At 30.0% G+C, this 18,975-nt stretch carries 17 protein-coding genes and 1 riboswitch; of the genes, 10 read left to right on the forward strand and 7 right to left on the reverse strand.

Annotated features, from left to right (window positions below):
• Positions 1-6: 6 nt before the first annotated feature.
• A complete protein-coding gene (locus CLFE_RS01435; RefSeq protein ID WP_077895331.1) occupies positions 7-945 on the reverse strand; it encodes an ABC transporter ATP-binding protein in 939 nt (312 codons plus the stop codon).
• 265 nt (positions 946-1,210) lie between these two features.
• Here CLFE_RS01435 and CLFE_RS01440 point away from each other — a divergent pair, with 265 nt between their 5' ends.
• The 4 genes from CLFE_RS01440 (at position 1,211) to CLFE_RS01455 (ending at position 6,835) form a co-directional block, all read left to right on the forward strand.
• Positions 1,211-2,137, forward strand: coding sequence for a ketopantoate reductase family protein (locus CLFE_RS01440; protein ID WP_077895332.1), 927 nt, complete (start codon positions 1,211-1,213; stop codon positions 2,135-2,137).
• Between the two features lie 72 nt (positions 2,138-2,209).
• Complete coding sequence (locus CLFE_RS01445; protein ID WP_077895333.1) at positions 2,210-2,818, forward strand: TetR/AcrR family transcriptional regulator; 609 nt, start codon at positions 2,210-2,212, stop codon at positions 2,816-2,818.
• A 180-nt stretch (positions 2,819-2,998) separates the two neighbouring features.
• On the forward strand, positions 2,999-5,116 hold the full coding sequence (locus CLFE_RS01450; protein WP_077895334.1) for an SPFH domain-containing protein: 2,118 nt from the start codon (positions 2,999-3,001) through the stop codon (positions 5,114-5,116).
• A gap of 108 nt (positions 5,117-5,224) precedes the next feature.
• The gene (locus CLFE_RS01455) at positions 5,225-6,835 is read left to right on the forward strand and encodes an IS1182 family transposase (RefSeq protein WP_250944600.1); all 1,611 of its coding nucleotides are present in this window, start codon (positions 5,225-5,227) and stop codon (positions 6,833-6,835) included.
• 159 nt (positions 6,836-6,994) lie between these two features.
• Here the strand turns inward: CLFE_RS01455 and CLFE_RS01460 are convergent, their stop codons facing one another.
• The 4 genes from CLFE_RS01460 to dapA form a co-directional block, all read right to left on the reverse strand.
• Entirely contained in the window at positions 6,995-7,486 is a 492-nt protein-coding gene (locus tag CLFE_RS01460; protein WP_077894236.1) for an HD domain-containing protein, read from the reverse strand.
• Between the two features lie 18 nt (positions 7,487-7,504).
• On the reverse strand, positions 7,505-8,113 hold the full coding sequence (locus tag CLFE_RS01465) for an NUDIX hydrolase (protein WP_077894235.1): 609 nt from the start codon (positions 8,111-8,113) through the stop codon (positions 7,505-7,507).
• Positions 8,114-8,266: 153 nt separating this feature from the next.
• Positions 8,267-9,913 carry an Ig-like domain-containing protein gene (locus tag CLFE_RS01470; protein ID WP_077894234.1) on the reverse strand — a complete coding sequence of 549 codons (1,647 nt, stop codon included), beginning with the start codon at positions 9,911-9,913 and terminating at the stop codon, positions 8,267-8,269.
• 163 nt (positions 9,914-10,076) lie between these two features.
• On the reverse strand, positions 10,077-10,943 hold the full coding sequence (gene dapA / locus CLFE_RS01475) for a 4-hydroxy-tetrahydrodipicolinate synthase (protein WP_077853554.1): 867 nt from the start codon (positions 10,941-10,943) through the stop codon (positions 10,077-10,079).
• Between the two features lie 91 nt (positions 10,944-11,034).
• A riboswitch (Lysine riboswitch) is annotated at positions 11,035-11,205 on the reverse strand.
• 311 nt (positions 11,206-11,516) lie between these two features.
• Here dapA and rbr3B (CLFE_RS01480) point away from each other — a divergent pair.
• Both rbr3B (CLFE_RS01480) and rbr3B (CLFE_RS01485) read left to right on the forward strand, forming a co-directional pair.
• Complete coding sequence (gene rbr3B, locus CLFE_RS01480) at positions 11,517-12,062, forward strand: NADH peroxidase (protein ID WP_077894233.1); 546 nt, start codon at positions 11,517-11,519, stop codon at positions 12,060-12,062.
• Positions 12,063-12,156: 94 nt separating this feature from the next.
• Positions 12,157-12,702: an NADH peroxidase gene (gene rbr3B, locus CLFE_RS01485; protein ID WP_077850610.1), complete on the forward strand. Its 546-nt coding sequence runs from the start codon at positions 12,157-12,159 to the stop codon at positions 12,700-12,702.
• A gap of 66 nt (positions 12,703-12,768) precedes the next feature.
• On the opposite strand, the gene pgsA is transcribed toward rbr3B (CLFE_RS01485), so the two are convergent.
• Positions 12,769-13,293 carry a CDP-diacylglycerol--glycerol-3-phosphate 3-phosphatidyltransferase gene (pgsA, locus tag CLFE_RS01490; RefSeq protein ID WP_077894232.1) on the reverse strand — a complete coding sequence of 175 codons (525 nt, stop codon included), beginning with the start codon at positions 13,291-13,293 and terminating at the stop codon, positions 12,769-12,771.
• A 581-nt stretch (positions 13,294-13,874) separates the two neighbouring features.
• Between pgsA and CLFE_RS01495 the strand changes: the two genes are divergently transcribed.
• The 4 genes from CLFE_RS01495 (at position 13,875) to CLFE_RS01510 (ending at position 17,634) form a co-directional block, all read left to right on the forward strand.
• Positions 13,875-15,071, forward strand: coding sequence for a glycosyltransferase family 4 protein (locus CLFE_RS01495; protein ID WP_077853551.1), 1,197 nt, complete (start codon positions 13,875-13,877; stop codon positions 15,069-15,071).
• 120 nt (positions 15,072-15,191) lie between these two features.
• Complete coding sequence (locus CLFE_RS01500) at positions 15,192-16,478, forward strand: adenylosuccinate synthase (protein WP_077836065.1); 1,287 nt, start codon at positions 15,192-15,194, stop codon at positions 16,476-16,478.
• A 149-nt stretch (positions 16,479-16,627) separates the two neighbouring features.
• Positions 16,628-16,816: a DUF1858 domain-containing protein gene (locus CLFE_RS01505; protein WP_077836066.1), complete on the forward strand. Its 189-nt coding sequence runs from the start codon at positions 16,628-16,630 to the stop codon at positions 16,814-16,816.
• A gap of 74 nt (positions 16,817-16,890) precedes the next feature.
• Complete coding sequence (locus CLFE_RS01510) at positions 16,891-17,634, forward strand: acyl-[acyl-carrier-protein] thioesterase (protein ID WP_077894231.1); 744 nt, start codon at positions 16,891-16,893, stop codon at positions 17,632-17,634.
• Positions 17,635-17,693: 59 nt separating this feature from the next.
• Here CLFE_RS01510 and CLFE_RS01515 read toward each other — a convergent pair whose 3' ends face one another.
• Positions 17,694-18,908 (reverse strand): BaiN/RdsA family NAD(P)/FAD-dependent oxidoreductase, encoded by a 1,215-nt coding sequence (locus tag CLFE_RS01515; RefSeq protein ID WP_077894230.1) that lies wholly within the window; start codon positions 18,906-18,908, stop codon positions 17,694-17,696.
• Between the last annotated feature and the right edge of the window lie 67 nt (positions 18,909-18,975).

Here is an 18,975-nt window from a genome sequence, read left to right on the forward strand (position 1 = left end):
ATCCTCCTAGTCTCTTAAGCTTTTCCCTGTAAGATTTAAAAATACTCTTTCCAGTGATGCGGTGTTGGTAGTTATATTACTTACCTTACAGTTCTTGTTTATCATAGTGATGATAATTTTGTCTAAATTTTCTACAGTATTTAAACAGATTACTTCTACAGAATTCTTAGATATTGTTACCTTTTTAACTCCTTCAATTTGAAAAAAGTCAGTATTTTTAAGGTTGTCGGTGTTAGTAGCAGCTATTACATATACTTTTTCATCCTCAATAGCCTCTTTAAGCTTTTCTTTTGTGCCTTCAGCGATTATATTGCCATGATCCATTATGATTATACGATCAGATATTTCCTCAACTTCCTCCATATAGTGAGTGGTGTATATTATAGTTGCTCCCATTTTTTGAAGCTTTTTTATAGAGGTCAGAATGTGATTTCTTGATTGAGGGTCTATTCCAACAGTTGGCTCATCCATTATTATTAGTTTTGGATTATGGGCTATAGCACAAGCAATATTAAGCCTTCTTTTCATACCACCAGAAAAGGTTTTAGGTTTATCATCCTTTCTATCATACAGACCAACGAATTCAAGTGCTTGCTTAGTTTTTTCTTTTAAAGCTTCACCTTTTAAAGAATATAGACTTGCAAAGAATCTTACATTTTTTTCTGCACTTACATCCTCATATATAGCTAGATCTTGAGGTACAATACCTATATTTTTTTTAATATTTATCATGTCAGTTTTAATTGGTCTTCCCATAAAATTTATTTGGCCACTATCATATTTTAATGCTGTTGAAAGAATGTTTATTGTAGTGCTTTTACCAGCTCCATTAGGTCCTAAAAAACCTAGGATTTCACCTTCCTTTACGTAAAAGCTTATTTCATTAACAGCAGTTAAGTTCTTATAACTCTTTTTTAAATTTTTAACTTCAATTATATTCTCCATGTTTTATCTCCCTTCGGTTTCAGTGTGATTTTATAGTACCATTCAGGAGAAAAAAACAAATCAACCAAAAGAATGATTCTATAGGTTGATTTTAAAAAAATAAAAGTAAAGTCTAAGCCATACTTTTATTTTTATCTGTGGTTTGAAATTCAAAATGTAGTAGAATGAATTGTAATAATATGTGTTAAATTGATCTATTGACTATAATATTTTTCCAATATATAATTAAACCAACGGTCGGTTTAATTATGTAGGAGGGAAGAATATGAAAATATTAATATTAGGTACAGGTGTTATTGGAACACTGTATGCACATGCACTTTCAAAACATCATGACATTACTCATTTTGTTAGAGAGAATAAGCTGAAGGCTATGGATGGGAGGGCTATAGCTTATGACATTATAGATGAACGCAAGGATAAAAAGCATATTAATACTGAAGGAGAATATACCTACAAATGCGTTACAGAGATAACTGAAAGCTATGATTTTATAATGCTTCCAGTGAATTCTTATCAATTAAATGAGGCAATTGAAACATTAGTTAGAAAGTCACCTAACGCAAAATTTTTAATTTTTACTTTGAATTGGAAGGGAACCTCTGAGATAGATAAATTATTAAGGAAAGATCAATATATCATGGGATACGCAGGAGGAGGTGGAACCTTCAAGGGTGATTTGCTTTGGGGTAATATAGGAAATGATGTATGCCTTGGAAGTGTATATGAAGTTCAAAAGACATTGTTAGATACAGTAGTAAAGGCTTTTAGGGACTGCAGTATTGAGCCTGAGGTTCCATCAAATATAATGTATTGGTTATGGGTTCATAATGTTGGGTCCGCGCCGCTTGGTGTTGGACTTTCAAAATATAGTAGTCTAAACGAAGTTTTAAAGGACAAAAAGTTAGTAAAAACATGTTTTAAAGCTATGATAGAAGGCTACAAAATTTGTAAAAAAAGAGGAGCTAATTTAAAAGAATATCCAGAGGTAAAAATGATGTCTATACCATTTTTTGTACTTTATCCAATGTTTAAGCGTAATTTTGAGAAGAACCCAATAATGCAGCGATATACTGCACATGCTTTCAAAGCAATTGATGAAATGAAAGATAACTTTAAACAGATACTTCAAACTGGAAGAGAGTTAAACATGAGTATTCCTAATATGGATAAGCTTAGTGAATTGCTTTGATAATTGACTATAAATTTAATTTTTAATACAATCGAAGACAGATGGTTTATAAAGGTGGAGGTAAAAAACGTAATGTCTAGAACAAATATAAATTTTAATAATAAAAAAAATGAACTAGCAGATAAAATATGGGATATATTTATTGAAAATGGTTATGAAAATACCACACTTGCATTTATAATCAATAAGTTAGATATATCTAAAGGTGCATTTTATCATTATTTTTCTTCTAAAGAGGAGTGTGCGGATGCCGCAATAGAAAATAGAGTGACACTTTTTAGTAAAGAAGTTGTAAATGAAAATATCGAAGGTTTAAATGCAATAGATAGATTAAAGCGAATACTTTTGTCAGGAATAAAAATTAATAGAGTTAATGAACAAAATGAAGAAATTAATAGCCCATCAAATAAAATATTTCATCAAAAATTGATGGTGGCACTTATAAAGCACTTTGCTCCTATTTATGCAGATATAATATCACAGGGTAATGAAGAAGGGATTTTTAGGGTAAAGTATCCACTGGAAACAGCAGAAATTATATTAACTCTTTCACATTTTTATATGGATGAGGATTTATTTAAATGGGAAAAGGACACTATGACTTTAAAGTTGATTGCATTTAAGGAAGTACTTATGAAGATTTTGGATGCAGATGAAAATACTTTGAATTTTATAAAGTAACTATGATAGAGAATATAACTAAAAATGAGATAATAATAGTATTAGTAAGTTTATCTCGTTTACTTGGATATAAGAAGAATATTTTAAGACTAAAGCCTTATTTTTCCGAAATTGACTTGTATTTAAAATGTGGTATTATATAACTCATATCTCAAATATTTATGAAGGCGGGGGTTCATTATGAATCAAGGTTATATTCTCTTAATAGTTTCTATAGTGCTTGTGATAGTAGTATTATTAGTAATACTAAAGCTTATAGGAATAGTAGTAATAAAAAGCAGCGAAGTCGGAATTGTTGAGAAATGGTGGTCACCAAAAGGATCATTAAACAAACAGATTATTGCATTAAATGGAGAAGCAGGTTTTCAGCCAACGCTTTTAAGAGCAGGTATACATCTTAAGACTCCACTTATGTATAAGATCCACAGAGCATCACTTATAACTATTCCACAAGGTAAAATAGGTTATGTATTCTCAAGAGATGGTGAAACACTTGAGGTTTCTCAGACACTTGGTAGAGTAGTTACTGAATCAGATAACTTTCAAGATGTACTTGGCTTCTTAAAAAATGGAGGACAGAAAGGTCCACAAAGAGCCATATTAAGAGAAGGTACTTATGCTTTTAACCTTGCTCAGTTTATAATTATAACTGAAAACGGAGTATATTCATTAACAACAACTAAAACAGAAAATCAGCAAGTTCAGGCTATGGCAGAAAAAATTAGAAAGCTTGATGGATTTAATCCAGTAATAATCAACGGAAAAGATGACAGTATAGGCATAGTTACAGTAAATGATGGACCAGGTCTTCAAAATGAAGTGTTAATAGCACCAATTGTAGGAGATAAAGCAGATAGAGAAAATTATCATAATAACTTCCAAGATCCTGAGAAATTCCTTAAAGCAGGTGGTTTTAAAGGAAGACAAATGCAAGTTTTAGTAGATGGAACTTATTTTGTGAATAGATTATTTGCAACTGTTGAATATTTACCTAAAACAACAATAAATATAGGTGAGGTTGGAGTTGTAGTTTCCTATTATGGTGATAAGGGTAAAGATGTAACAGGAGATACGTACAAGCATGGCGAGTTAGTGCCAGAAGGTTCTAAGGGTATATGGGAAGCAGCATTGGCACCAGGAAAGTATGCGTTTAATACGTATGCTGGAAAAGTAGTAAAGGTACCTACAACAAATGTAATATTAAAATGGATTTCAGGTCAAAATGGTAATCATAAACTTGATGAAAATTTAAAAGAAATAAGTTTAATAACTAAGGACGCTTTTGAACCAAGCCTCCCATTAACAGTTGTAATGCACATAGATTATAAAAAGGCATCAAGGGTTATTCAAAGATTTGGAGATGTAAAGCTTCTTATTGAACAATCATTAGACCCTATGATAGCAGGATATTTTAAAAACATTGGGCAGACTATGACTTTGGTAGAATTAATACAAAATAGAAGTGAAATCCAAAATAAAGCCTCAGAAGAGATGAAGGAAAAGTTTATAAAATACGATTTAGAATTAGAAGAAGTTTTAATTGGTACTCCGGTTGCTTCTAAAAATGATAATAGGATTGATACTATTCTTGCACAGTTAAGAGATAGACAGCTAGCTACAGAGCAAATAGCTACCTTTGAAGCAGAGCAAAAAGCAGCAGAGAAAGAGATAGAACTTAACAAAGCAAAAGCAGCATCATCAAGGCAAGCAGATCTTACTGCATCTTCTGTAGAAATACAAATTAAAGAAAATGAAGGTAAAGCTCAGTTACTTGTAGCTAAACAAATTGCAGAAAAAACTAAAGCAGAGGCAGAAGCTAACCTATATAAACAGCAGAAGGAAGCAGAGGCTAAGGCATATACAACAAAACAAGAGGCAGAAGCTAAAGCCTATGCTATTGAAAAAGAAGCCAATGCAAACTCAAAACAAATAAGCCTAATTGGTTCAGCAGAAGCATCAAAGATAAAATCTATTGGTGAAGCACAAGCTGATAAGGAAGCTAAGATAGGTATATCAAGAGCTATAGCAGCAAAAGAGCAAGTAAATGCTTATGGTGGACCACAATATCAAGTAATTCAAGATGTTATGTCAAAACTTGCGGAAGCATTAAAGGAATCAAAAATTGATTTGGTACCTAAGACTTATATTAGTAATAGTAATAGTGGAAAAACACCTAATGCATTAGAAGGAATATTAGACTTACTTTTGGTAAAAATGAGTAATGAAGATTATGTTCAAAAAGAATTATCACCTAAAGCTAAAGAAATAGAACAAGAAATAAGAAAATCTCTAAAATAAAATGAAAAGGGGCTGTTGCAAAACTAAAAAATAGTTTTGCAATAGCTCCTTTGTTGTATATAAAAAATGTGAGTTCCGAAGAACTCACATTGATTGTATAATTAAATTATGAACGTAACTAAATTATACACAAAAAATTATAATCAATTTAATGATAATTTGCAACTTATATTACCATTAAATTTAGAAAACTTAATACCAGAAGATGATTCGGTTCGTTTGCTAAGCTATTTGTTGGAGGGATTAAATTATAAAAAATTGTACAAGGCGTATTCTTCCGTAGGAAGAAAATCAGCAGTTGAACCCAAAATCATGTTCAAAATAATATCTTATGCTTATTCTCAAAATATTTATTCAAGTAGAAAGATAGAAAAAGCATGCAAAAGAGATATAAATTTCAAATGGCTACTTCAAGGCTTTAAAGCACCTGATCACGCTACTATAAGTAGATTTCGAAAAAAATATCTTTCAAATGAAGTGATTGAAGATTTATTTTATCAACAAGTTAACTATTTAGCTAAAGAAAAAGAATTATTATTTGAAAATGTATTTATCGATGGTACTAAAATTGAGGCAAATGCCAACCGATATACTTTTGTTTGGAAGAAAGCTATTTATAAAAATGAAGGTAAGATGTTTGATAAAATTATTGCTCTTGTTAAAACCATTAATCTTGAAAGATTAATGAAATTCACTATTGAGAGAGAAACTTTGATTGATGATATAAACAAAATTCTTCAATGGCTTTTATTTGAAAAAGAAAAAAGAAATATAGAGTTTGTTCATGGAATCGGTAAAAGAAAAACTGCAATTCAAAAGTGGATAGAACAACTATCACAATATAAAGAAAGACAAGAAAAATATAATTTAAGTAAGAAAATATTTTCAAAAAGAAATAGCTATTCTAAAACTGATACTGATGCAACTTTCATGCATATGAAAGATGATCATATGAGAAATGGTCAATTAAAACCTGCCTATAATGTACAAATAGCAGTTGATAGTGAATATGTAACTGGTGTTGGAGTATTTGATGATAGAAATGATATAGCAACATTAATACCAATGATTACTAATATGCAAGAAAAAATTGGTCATAAATATACTAATGTGATTGCAGATTCTGGTTACGAAAGTGAAGAAAACTATTTGTTTTTAGAGTCTAATAATCAAATACCATATATAAAACCTCAAACTTATGAGAAATGGAAAAAAAGAAGTTTTAAAAACGACATCAGTAAGCGTGAAAATATGAAATATGATGTTAAAACAGATACATATATTTGTCATAATAATAGAAAATTATTCCCATCATATATTATTCATAAAAAATCTGCAAGTGGGTATACGTCTGAGGTTACTGTTTATGAATGTGAAAATTGCGATAACTGCACTTTGAAATCAAAGTGCACAAAAGCAAAGAATAACCGAAAAATGCAGGTTTCAAAGACTTTTATTAAAAAGCGTCAAATTTCATACAACAATATCAAAACTGAATTGGGAACTAAATTGAGAATGAACAGATCTATTCAAGTTGAAGGTGCGTTTGGAATTTTAAAAAGCGACTATGAATTCAAAAGATTTTTAACACGTGGAAAAAATAGTGTAAAAACTGAATTTATTTTGCTTTGTTTTGGATATAACATTAACAAATTACATTTAAAAATCCAAAATGAAAGAACTCAAAAGTATCTTCACGAATTAAAAACTATTTCCTAATTATGGAATAATATAGTTAGGTTTATTTTAGTGCGTCAAAATCTCATGGAAATTCAAATAATTAATATAGTATTTAAAATATTAGGCAATTTTATAGCTTAAACAAAAAAAGAGCATCGCTCATGATTAATTTTAATCATTTTGCGACACTCCCTTTTACTAATTATACATACTATCAAGAAGAGTTAAACCAGTAGAGGTTTTAAAATATTTTTCTTTAATTATATTTATAGCGTTTTTATCCATTGAATCTTCAAATATGTTTACAATAAAATCAGCCTCTACTAAGATTTGATAGTCTAAACCATCGATTTTGGTATAGGTGTGGTGATGACCTATAAGGTAACAAACTCTATCAACAAATGAAGAATTAAGGTTAAACTTATCTAAAAGTTTTTTAGCAACAGGAGGGCCTTCTAGTTCTTGATAGTTTCCAGCTGAAGAATTGTATTTTTTTTCACTTTCCTTAATGCCAATGTCGTGCAGAATAGCAGCAACCTCAAGGATTTTAAAATCATCAGCAGGTAGTTTTTCCAATTCACTTATAGTTTTTGAAAAGCTATAAACCTTTAAAGCATGGTTTATACGGCGTACATCTCCATCAAAATATAAAATCATCTCTTTAATAACATCACTTACAATATCAATCATTCTCTAAAGTCTCCTTTATTAATCAAATAACTTACTGCCAAGTTCAGCAAAGGCTTGAAGAGTTATAAAAGCTCTCATATCCATTTTTATATCGTCTTTTAAAAGCTTCTTTGCATCTTCTTTAGAGAGTAAAACAACTTCTATATCTTCATCATCCTCAAGATAATTTTGAGATACGGTTCCTGTACAAGTACAAAATACCATTGCAGCAGACTCATCAGTCATGCCTGCAGATGCATATACCTTACTTTTACTTTTATCATAATTTATATCTAAAAGTGTAAGACCAGTTTCTTCTTTAAGTTCACGTTTTGCAGCCTCTTTGAAGTCTTCTCCGTTATCTATAAGACCGGCAGGAAGTTCATATACATAATCATTAAGAGGTACTCTAAATTGTTTTATGCAAACTATTTTTTCTGTATCTTTATGAAAAGCTGCAAGAATAGCTGCATCTGCTTTTTCGGATAGATTATCAAAGTATTGAGTTTTAAGAGTATTATAATTTTTTCTAGAAGCTACAGCCCAATGCCTTGTATCGTGTTTTTTATTTTCATATTCAATATCATAAAGACTTAAAAACTTTGTTTCTGAGAGTGGGGTTAATTTTTTTATTCTGTTTTCTGACATGTAATAATCACCTTCAATTAAAATATTAAAAAGTTATCCACCTTTACATAAAAGTATCCACATTTATATTTTTTATTTTAGCATAAATGTGGATAACTATATATGAAATGTTATTTATTTTTTACAGTATATTTTATGAAAGATAATAAAACATTAATTTAATATTGTATCATATACCTGAAAATTATCTAAATCGAAGGTTCCGCTACCTAAAGTAAAGTTCTCACTTTGTCCATTTGTTTCGTTTGCTTGTTCAGTTCCTATAGCTACTGGATTTACTAAGTCATCAATATACATTTTTACTCCATTTAATGCATAATTTCCAGCATAACTAAGTACAATTGTATGCCACTTTCCGTCTAAGTACTTTGAAGCATCAGCAGTTAAGTTAATTGTGCTTTGTATACGATTCATATTTGTATTATGGTATGCGATATAAAAGTTTAAGGAATTATTCTCTAGCTTTAGATTAATTCCATCTGATGTAGATATTATAGTATTTGTTTCTGTATTATTTTGAGAGAATCTAACATCAAACTTCATGCTTACATTTTTAGCTGGAATAGAAGAGGCAAAAATATCGGCTGTACTACTGTCACCATTAAATCTTCTGAAGATCCTTCCATCTTCTTTTATTATGGTTGTATTATGTGCATATCCATAACTTGAAGGAATCTTATTCTTGTTATAATTACCTGTATCGACTAAATGATCACCACCTAGTTGAACAGTATCATCATCAAAGGTAAATTCATCAATTGGTTTTATGAGATCTGGTGCATTTGTTACAGTAACGGTGCAAGATGCACTCACGTTACTATCAGCTTCTGATGAGGCTGTTATTTGAACAGTTCCCTTTCCAATTGCAGTAATTTTACCATTGCTATCTACTGTTGCTACACTTGTGTCACTGGATTTCCATTTTATATTTTTATTTGTAGTATTGTCAGGTGCAATTATAGCTTGTAGTGTATCTGTTTCTCCACCTTTTAATTCATCTGTTTCCTTATTTAAAGAAATCCCTGTTATTTTAGTGGTATAATCTAATATTTTATCATATACCTGAAAATTATCTAAATCAAAGGTTCCACCGCCTAAAGTAAAGTCCTCACCCTGTCCATTTGTTTCGTTTGCTTGTTCAGTGCCTACTGCTATTGGATTTACTAAGTCGTCAACATACATTTTTACCCCATTTAATGCATAATCCCCAGCATAACTAAGTACAATTGTATGCCATTTACCATCTAAATATTTTGATGCATCAGCAGTTAAGTTAATTGTGCTTTGTATACGATTTATATTTGCATTGTGGTATGTGATATAAAAGTTTAGGAAGTTATTCTGTAACTTTAAATTAACTCCATCTGATGAAGATATTATAGTACTTGTTCCTGTATTATTTTGAGGAAATCTAACATCAAACTTCATGCTTACATTCTTGGTTGGCATAGAAGAGGCAGAAATATTTACTTGACTATTGTCACTATTAAATCTTCTAAATATTTTACCATCTTCATTTACCAAACCTGTATTATTAACATTTGCAAAACTGTAGCTACTAGCTTCACTTCCTGTATCAGTTGTGAAATAAGCATTTGGTTCATCATTATCAAAAGTATATTGATGTATTGGTTTAGTCTCTTCTGATTTATATGTATTTACGTTTTTTACTGAATTAGCACTTAAATTATTTTTTTCTCTATGATTAATATTTGCTGTGGCTTTTGCCAAAACGCTTGATGCGCTTCCCAAAACGAGTAACATAGAAGCAATACATGTGTTTCGTAATTTTTTATTCATAGATCCTCCTAATTTATATATTATTTTAGTTTACCTATTATAATTTATCGGGTATAAATTTACATCATTTATAATTATATATTGTAATTATGTAAAATAGTTATATAAATGAAAAGTGCTGTAAAACTAAAAAATAGTTTTACAGCACTTTGTAAAATTCAACTTATAGGATTAATAACTTATCTAATGTTAGTGATAGTTCTTTTGATATACTAACTAAAGGTAATCTAACATCATCGGACTTTATTACTCCAAGCTTATGAAGGCAGTATTTAATTGGTGATGGATTAGGTTCTTTAAATAACATTGGTATTATATCTACGACTTCTTTCCAAAGCTTAAATGCACCCACATGATCATTTTGCTTTGCCTTATTATATACTTCAACGTATTTTTCTGTATTTAAATGAGCTGATGCCATTATACCACCATCTCCACCAAGCATTAGAGTACTATAAAAGAAAGCATCTTCGCCAGTTAGTATTGAAAAGTCTTCTGGTCTATTTAATAAAAGTTCTGTGGTTTGATTAAAATCTCCACAAGCATCTTTTATACCTACTATATTTTTAAGTTCTGAAAGCTTTCTTATTGTATCATTTTCAATATTTCGTCCAGTTCTATATGGTATATTGTAAAGAACTATATCTAAAGAAGTGGATTCTGATATTCTTTTAAAATGTTCATATATTCCTCTTTGATCAGGTCTATTGTAATAAGGGCATACAGATAAAATACCTTGAATATTGTATTTTTCAAGTTTTTTAATATCTTTAGTCATTTTTTCAGTGTTGTTTCCACCAAAGCCAACATATATAGGAAGATTAAGCTTGTTTGCTTCAAGAGTTTTGTCCAAAATACTTTCATATTCATAATCTGATAAAGTAGGAGTTTCTCCAGTTGTTGCAAGAGGCATAAAACCTGCTGCGCCTTTTTCAGAATATGTTTTTATAAGCTTTTCATATGAAACTAAATCTACCTTCCCATCCTTGAAAGGAGTAACTAATGGTACTAAAACGCCTTCTAATTTCATTTAATCCCTCTTTCCCTTACCAGGGGTTTTATTGGTACAAAAAAATTAACAGCAAAGGAACACCTTTACTGTTAATATCAACATATCACGTGCACCTTGTAGCTCTCCACTATAGAAATAGTGACAGTTTTGCATATATTCTATACAAAACCAGAAAGAGTTCCTGCGAGAATTCTTTCTTCGGCTGAAATTCCTTTCCTCATTCCTCACAGCCTGCCAGCTAAGAAGGAGTAATAATAACTACAGCACCTCTACCCTAGGTAAGAATTAATTTTATAAACAGTTTATCATATAAATAATATTAATGCAAAAGTAATGATATATTTTAGTACACAATCTTTCATAAAAAATATTTTTTGTGGTGGTAAAGCTTGGAATACCAGGGCATTACAAATAGTGAAGAAAAAAATTACAAGAAAAATTTTAAAAAACTATTGCAAACGGATAATAACTATTATATAATAATAATTGTCAGAAGGACGTAGCAAAAATATAAAGAGATAATAAATTTAATATAAAAATCAAATAAGCTTAGCTTAATTATATGAGAGAGATAAAGGGAGGAAGTTAAAAATGAAAAAATTTAAATGTGTAGTTTGTGGATATATTTATACAGGAGAGGATGCTCCAGAAAAATGCCCAGTATGTAATGCAGGAAAAGACAAATTTGTTGAAGTTAAAGATGAGGGAGAAGGATGGGCAGATGAACACAAAATAGGAGTAGCTAAAGGTATAGATAAGGAAGTTTTAGAAGGCTTAAGAGCTAACTTTACAGGGGAGTGTACAGAGGTTGGAATGTACCTTGCAATGTCAAGACAGGCAGATAGAGAAGGATTCCCAGAAGTTGCAGAAGCATATAAAAGAATAGCATTTGAAGAAGCAGAGCATGCAGCAAAATTTGCAGAACTTTTAGGAGAAGTGGTAGTAGCAGATACTAAAACAAATCTCCAAATGAGAGTTGATGCAGAAAAGGGAGCTTGTGAAGGAAAGAAGGAACTTGCAACATTAGCTAAAAAGCTTAATTATGATGCTATACACGATACAGTACATGAAATGTGCAAGGATGAAGCAAGACACGGATCTGCTTTTAGAGGCTTATTAAATAGATATTTTAAATAGAATATAGATATTACTTGAAATAAATTAATAAAAATATAAATAGAATAGAAGAGGCTAAGTGTAGTCTTAAAATAGATTGATGGAGGAAACGAAAATGAAAAAATTTAAATGTGTGGTTTGTGGATATATTTATACAGGAGAGGATGCTCCAGAAAAATGCCCAGTATGTAATGCAGGAAAAGATAAATTTGTTGAAGTTAAAGATGAGGCAGAAGGATGGGCAGATGAACACAAAATAGGAGTAGCTAAAGGTGTAGATAAGGAAGTTCTAGAAGGCTTAAGAGCTAACTTTACAGGGGAGTGTACAGAGGTTGGAATGTACCTTGCAATGTCAAGACAGGCAGATAGAGAAGGATTTCCAGAAGTTGCAGAAGCATATAAAAGAATAGCATTTGAAGAAGCAGAGCATGCAGCAAAATTTGCAGAACTTTTAGGAGAAGTGGTAGTAGCAGATACTAAAACAAATCTTCAAATGAGAGTTGATGCAGAAAAGGGAGCTTGTGAAGGAAAGAAGGAACTTGCAACATTAGCTAAAAAGCTTAATTATGATGCTATACACGATACAGTACATGAAATGTGCAAGGACGAAGCAAGACATGGATCTGCATTTAAGGGCTTATTAAACAGATATTTTAAATAAAAATCATATAATTAAAGATAAAAGGTTTCTCCTTAAAGTCAATATTGGTTTTAAGGAGAACCCTTTTTATTTAGTAACCTTCTCATTATATTTAGATAAAAAAATGAAAAAATAGTTTATATATGCAATAACCGCACCTAAAAGAGCTAAATATAATATATATGTTCCAAAGGTTTTATCAAAAACAAAGAATAGAATAGCAACATAGAAAATTAGTGTTGATATTTTACCCCATATATTAGCGGGAATTACTATGTTTTTCCCATAAAGAAAAATACCTATGATTATCATAGAAAATTCTTTAGCTAACATTATAATTAATATTAATATTGGTATGTAACCTTTTATACTTAAACAAGTTAAAACTGTTAAGAGCATGAGTTTGTCGGCAAGTGGATCAAGTACAGTTCCATATTTAGTTATTTCATTAAATTTTCTTGCTATATATCCATCTAATATATCTGTAAAACCGGCCGTAAAAAAAATAATTGCCGAGTTAATTAAACAATTATTTGAATTTGAAAAAAAAGCAAATATAAAGCAAGGAATTAAAAAAAGCCTAAAAAGGGTGAGTAAGTTAGGTATATTCATATTCATCACCTCTTTATAATATTTCTTTTAGAATATTATTTGCACATACATATTAAAATATGAGGCTAAATACTTTTTATCATGAAATGAGTAAAAATTCAATAGTTTATTACAAATAATAAAGATTAAATGTAATAAAAGTTTATTTGACTACAAAAGAGTGCTTTGTTAAGATGAAAGAGTAAGTGCTTAAAAGCATATAAGTTTGCATAAAATATAGTATGTGTAATATTATAAGTAATTAGGGTATATGATTTTATAAAATAATTTGGGAAAAATAATTATGTTGACATTGTCTTACGCATTAATTGTAGATAATATATATTTGACTGAAAATTCTAAATTAAAGTTGAAATATTATAAGTTTATGGGATGGTTCAGGGGTTACCCACTCATTATCTTGAGAAGCTATAAGTGGAGTTTATTAGTGAGAATACTAGCAGAAAATATAAGCATAAGAATTAATAATTTTATACTAAATGAGGAAAAATAAAAAGGAAATGTATCTATAGTGTATAATTCTTAAAGTAGTATTCCTAAAGCATACCACTTCATATACAAAAAATAAAATGGAGGGTAAAATGAAAATTTTAATAACAACAGATACCTATTACCCCATGGTAAATGGAGTTGTAATATCAACTAATAATTTATATAAGCAATTAAAAAAGGCAGGACATGAGGTTAGAATTCTTACGCTGTCTTATAACGGAAGAGAATATATAGAAGGTGATATTTACTATTTAAATTCCCACTTTGTTAAGGTGTATCCAGATGCTAGAATAATGAAGCCATTTGGAAATACAGTAATAAGCAAAATAGTAGAATGGGCACCCGAAATTATACACTCGCAGACGGAATTTTCTACAATGTTAGTTGCTAAATATATAAAAAGAAAGCTCAATATACCTCAAGTGCATACTTATCACACAATGTATGAAGATTATCTTCAGTACTTTTTGGGCGGTAAAGTTCTACGTAAAGGTACAATGGCTAGATTGTTGAAAATTTTATTAAATACCTTCGATGAAATTATAGTTCCAACACAAAAGGTTAGAGATGTTCTTATTGATTATGATGTTTATAAGGATATAAAGATTATTCCTACAGGAATTGATATTAAATCATTTCAAAAGGATGTATCTAATGAGGAAAAGAGAAAAATTTTAAGTGAGTATGGATGGAAAACGGAAGATAATATCTTAGTTTATGTTGGAAGAATTGCTGAAGAAAAAAATATAGATGAGATAATAAATTTAGTTAGAGAAAATAGTAATAAGTTAAATGATATTAAGCTTTTAATAGTTGGTGGAGGACCATATCTTGTAAAATTAAAAGAAATGGTTTCTAAGTATAATATGGAGAACACCATAAAATTTACGGGAATGATTGATAGTAGAGAAGTATACAAATATTATAAATTAGGAATAGCTTTTGTAACGGCATCTCAAAGTGAGACTCAAGGATTAACTTATATTGAAGCACTAGCAAGTGGATGCCCAGTTATATGTAAGTGGGATTTGTGTGTTAAAAATTTAATTGTAAATGGAATTACTGGATTTACGTATAATGATAAAAATGAATTTGTAGAGGCAGTAGAAAATTTAAAAAACAATGAGGTATTAAGGCAAAAGATAATTTTCAACGCTAGAGAAAAATCACATGCATATTCAGAAGAAAGTTTTGGTAAAAAGGTTATCAAAATTTACAATAACGCTTTGATAAGTAGGAACATAAAAAGAAGAAATTTAGTTCAGATTATACGAACAATATTTTGAATATAAGTGACAATATTCGAATTTTTACCTCAAAAATAAAGACAAATTGCTTTTTTTATGGTATATTAGTTTTGGTAATTTTATATAGCAATTTTTAAATTATGAAAGTGAGGAGTTTTTATGTCAGCATTTATTGTTTTAGGCGCCCAGTGGGGAGATGAAGGAAAAGGTAAGATGACAGATTATCTTGCACAAGGAGCTGACGTGGTTGTTAGATTTCAAGGTGGTAATAATGCAGGGCATACAGTTGAAGTAGGAGATAAGAAATATAAGCTTCACTTAATACCATCAGGAATATTATATAAAAATAAAGTTAATGTTATTGGAAATGGTGTTGTTTTAGATCCAAAAGCTATGTTTGAAGAAATAGATTATCTTAAGGATTTAGGAGTAGAGGTTTCTTCTAAGAATCTAATAGTAAGCGATAGAGCACATTTAATAATGCCTTATCATAGAGCTATTGATGGAGCAAGTGAAAAAAGAAGAGGCAAAAATGATATAGGAACAACAGGTAAGGGTATAGGCCCTTGTTATACAGATAAAGCTGAAAGATCAGGAATAAGAGTATGTGATTTACTTCATCCTGAGGTCTTTAAAGAAAAGTTAAAATCAAATTTAGAAATAAAGAACGCTATAATTACTAAAGTATATGGTATGGATGCATTTGATTACGATGCAATATGTGAAGAGTATCTTGCTTTTGGTGAAAGATTAAAGCCATTTGTTAGAGATACCTCTGTTGTTGTTTATAATGAAATAAAAGGTGGTAAGAAGGTTTTATTTGAAGGAGCTCAAGGAAATCTTCTTGATATAGATTACGGAACTTATCCATATGTTACTTCATCAAATACTATAGGAGGGGGAGTTTGCCCAGGAGTAGCAATAGGACCTACTATGATAACTAGTGCAGTTGGAATAGCAAAAGCTTATACAACTAGAGTTGGTAAAGGACCTTTCCCTACAGAACTTCTTGATGAAATGGGAGATAGGATAAGAGAAGCAGGTTTTGAATATGGAGTAACTACAGGAAGAGCAAGAAGATGTGGATGGCTTGATACTGTTATATTGAAGCAGGCAGCTAGAGTTTCAGGACTTACAAGCTTTGCAATGACAAAAATAGATACCCTTGCAGGAATAGATAAAGTAAAAATGTGTGTAGGTTATGATTTTAATGGTAAAATTATAGATTATATTCCAGCTAGTCTTGAAGATTTAGCTTTATGTAAGCCTATATATGAAGAGTTTGATGGTTGGGATGAAAGTGTAGCACAGGCAAGAAGTTATGATGAACTTCCAGCTAATGCAAAGAAATACTTAAAGAGAATAGAAGAACTTACAGAAACTAAAATATCTATAATTTCTGTTGGACCAGAAAGAAGTCATACTATAGAAGTTTCAGACATATAAATATCTTAACTCATTATTTGAAGTGCTGAATGAAAAAACTTTTGACAACGGGGAAAACTTATGTATAATTAAAACATAGATAATTAATAATAATAATCAATTAGAATTATTTATCTATATAATTATAGAACGAAAAGAGGTAGATACAAGTGGTAACTAAAAATATGACTATTGCCGAAGTTCTACAAAAAAGACCCGGTGCAGCTGAAATATTAATGAGTTTTGGAATGGGATGCATTTCTTGTCCATCAGCTCTTGGTGAAACAATCGAAGAGGCTGCAATGGTTCATGGCATAGATGCGGATGAAATAATAAAAACTTTAAATGACGATAAATAAGAAAATATTACTTATTAAAAAAGTACCATCATATAATTTTGATGGTGCTTTTTAATATAAATGAGGTGATGTTAGTGAGTAAGATTGTTACTAAAAAGAATTATGGTATCCATATTTATGAAGTGGATTCTAATGGTGATGCAACTATTACATCAATAATGCATTATTTGGAAGATATTGCAACACATCAAACAAATGAACTTGGAATGAGTATGGAATATTTGATGGATAATAAAATTGCATGGGTTGTGTATAAGTGGGAAATACATATGGACAAGTATCCAAAGTATGGGGATACTATAGAGGTTGCAACTATACCATATTCCATAAGAAAGTATTATGCATACAGAAAATATGAGATATTTAATAATGGAGAAAAGATAGGGTACGCTAATTCTCTATGGTTTTTAATTGATACAGAAAAAAGAAAGCCATGCAGGGTAATAGATGAAATATATAAAAGATATAATCTTACAAAGGAGGATACGGATCAAATTCCGTTTGAAAAGCTTAGATGTCCTAAAGATGTAAATTTTAAAAATAGCTTTAAGGTAAGATACAGTGACATAGATACAAATCAACATGTAAACAATGTAAAATATGTATCATGGGTACTTGAAAATGTACCATTACAAGTACTTAAGGATTATAAAATTTCAGACTTAAAAGTTATGTATCAAAAGGAGACAGCCTATGGAGAAACCATTGATATAATAACGGAAAGCGAAGAAAGCGAAGACAAGTTATCATATAATCATTTAATAACTAATTCTCAAGGTGAAAAATTAACTTTAATAAAGACGGACTTTATTAAATAAATGATTAATAAAACTAATAACTTATGCATATAAGGATAAGTTATTAGTTTTATTGTAGTTTATAAGCATTTTCCAGCAATATAGCCAGAACTCCAGGCCCATTGTAGATTAAATCCACCACAATCGCCATCAACGTCAAGTATTTCGCCACAAAAATATAAATTAGGTGTGATTTTTGATTCTAAGGTTGTGTTATTTACTTCAAGTGTGTTAATGCCACCAGCGGTTACTTGAGAATTGGTGTAAGAATTTGTACCAGAGACTTTAAAAATCCAATGTTTTAGATATTTAAATATATTTTGCTTTTCTTCCCAGGTCAAATCAAAACAGCATTTATGAATATCAACAATTCCACATTGTTTTAATAAAATTGGAATCATTTTTTTGTTTATTACACCAATGAAAGAATCATAAACGCTCCTATAGGAAAACATTCCCCAATGATTTTCAAGAAAAGCTTTTAAATCATCTTCAGAATAATTTGGAAGCATATCAATTTTAATTGTTACAGTTCTTTTTTCTTCAATTCCATAAGAAGCTATTCTACTAAGTTGAAGTATTGGAGGTCCAGAAACTCCATAGTCAGTAAATAAAATTTCACCAAATTCTTGTCTTTTTTCAATATCATCAACTAATATTTTGATATTACCATCAAATTTTATCCCAGATAAAGCTCTAAGGTTTTTAAAGTCCAATTTGAGCTGTACAAGGGCAGGTGCTGTTTTTATAATGCTGTGACCTAAAGAAGAAGCTAAAGCTAATCCTAAGCCATCTGAACCTGATTTAGGAGCAGATTTACCACCAGTAGCGAGTATGATTTTATCACAGAAGTAATCAGTACCATTGGAAACTATTTTGAAGGAATTCTTGTTTTTTATTATTTCAGTTACCTTTGAAGATGTTATAATCTCAATACCTCTTTCATCTAATGCAAGTCTTAGAATGTCTAAAACAGAGGATGCTTGAAGAGATAAAGGATACATTTTTCCATCATCAAGAGAGATTATAGGAAGTCCTAAGGTTTCAAAAAATTCCAAGGTGTTTTCTTTGGTAAATTCATTAAGAGTATGTTCAAAAAAATTAGGATTACTACTGTGATATCTTGAAGTAGTTATATTTTTATTAGTTATATTACAGCGTCCATTGCCTGTGGTTAGTATTTTTTTACCAATCCTATCGTTTCTCTCTAATATTAAAACATCATAGCCTAAATCTTTAGCAGAAATTGCAGCAGTTATACCAGATGCACCACCGCCAATTATGATAACCTTCATAAAAATCTCTCCTTAAAAGTTTTATTAATATTTTACCTATACATTTTACAGTAAAATCAAGATTAAT

Source organism: Clostridium felsineum DSM 794 (genome assembly GCF_002006355.2).
GTDB lineage: Bacteria > Bacillota > Clostridia > Clostridiales > Clostridiaceae > Clostridium_S > Clostridium_S felsineum.

Bases quoted from the DNA above. Each gene is read 5' to 3' on its own strand.
- CLFE_RS01435 (WP_077895331.1), bottom strand. From the start codon at position 945: ATGGAGAATATAATTGAAGTTAAAAATTTAAAAAAGAGTTATAAGAAC.
- CLFE_RS01440 (WP_077895332.1), top strand. From the start codon at position 1,211: ATGAAAATATTAATATTAGGTACAGGTGTTATTGGAACACTGTATGCA.
- CLFE_RS01445 (WP_077895333.1), top strand. From the start codon at position 2,210: ATGTCTAGAACAAATATAAATTTTAATAATAAAAAAAATGAACTAGCA.
- CLFE_RS01450 (WP_077895334.1), top strand. From the start codon at position 2,999: ATGAATCAAGGTTATATTCTCTTAATAGTTTCTATAGTGCTTGTGATA.
- CLFE_RS01455 (WP_250944600.1), top strand. From the start codon at position 5,225: ATGAACGTAACTAAATTATACACAAAAAATTATAATCAATTTAATGAT.
- CLFE_RS01460 (WP_077894236.1), bottom strand. From the start codon at position 7,486: ATGATTGATATTGTAAGTGATGTTATTAAAGAGATGATTTTATATTTT.
- CLFE_RS01465 (WP_077894235.1), bottom strand. From the start codon at position 8,113: ATGTCAGAAAACAGAATAAAAAAATTAACCCCACTCTCAGAAACAAAG.
- CLFE_RS01470 (WP_077894234.1), bottom strand. From the start codon at position 9,913: ATGAATAAAAAATTACGAAACACATGTATTGCTTCTATGTTACTCGTT.
- dapA (WP_077853554.1), bottom strand. From the start codon at position 10,943: ATGAAATTAGAAGGCGTTTTAGTACCATTAGTTACTCCTTTCAAGGAT.
- rbr3B (WP_077894233.1), top strand. From the start codon at position 11,517: ATGAAAAAATTTAAATGTGTAGTTTGTGGATATATTTATACAGGAGAG.
- rbr3B (WP_077850610.1), top strand. From the start codon at position 12,157: ATGAAAAAATTTAAATGTGTGGTTTGTGGATATATTTATACAGGAGAG.
- pgsA (WP_077894232.1), bottom strand. From the start codon at position 13,293: ATGAATATACCTAACTTACTCACCCTTTTTAGGCTTTTTTTAATTCCT.
- CLFE_RS01495 (WP_077853551.1), top strand. From the start codon at position 13,875: ATGAAAATTTTAATAACAACAGATACCTATTACCCCATGGTAAATGGA.
- CLFE_RS01500 (WP_077836065.1), top strand. From the start codon at position 15,192: ATGTCAGCATTTATTGTTTTAGGCGCCCAGTGGGGAGATGAAGGAAAA.
- CLFE_RS01515 (WP_077894230.1), bottom strand. From the start codon at position 18,908: ATGAAGGTTATCATAATTGGCGGTGGTGCATCTGGTATAACTGCTGCA.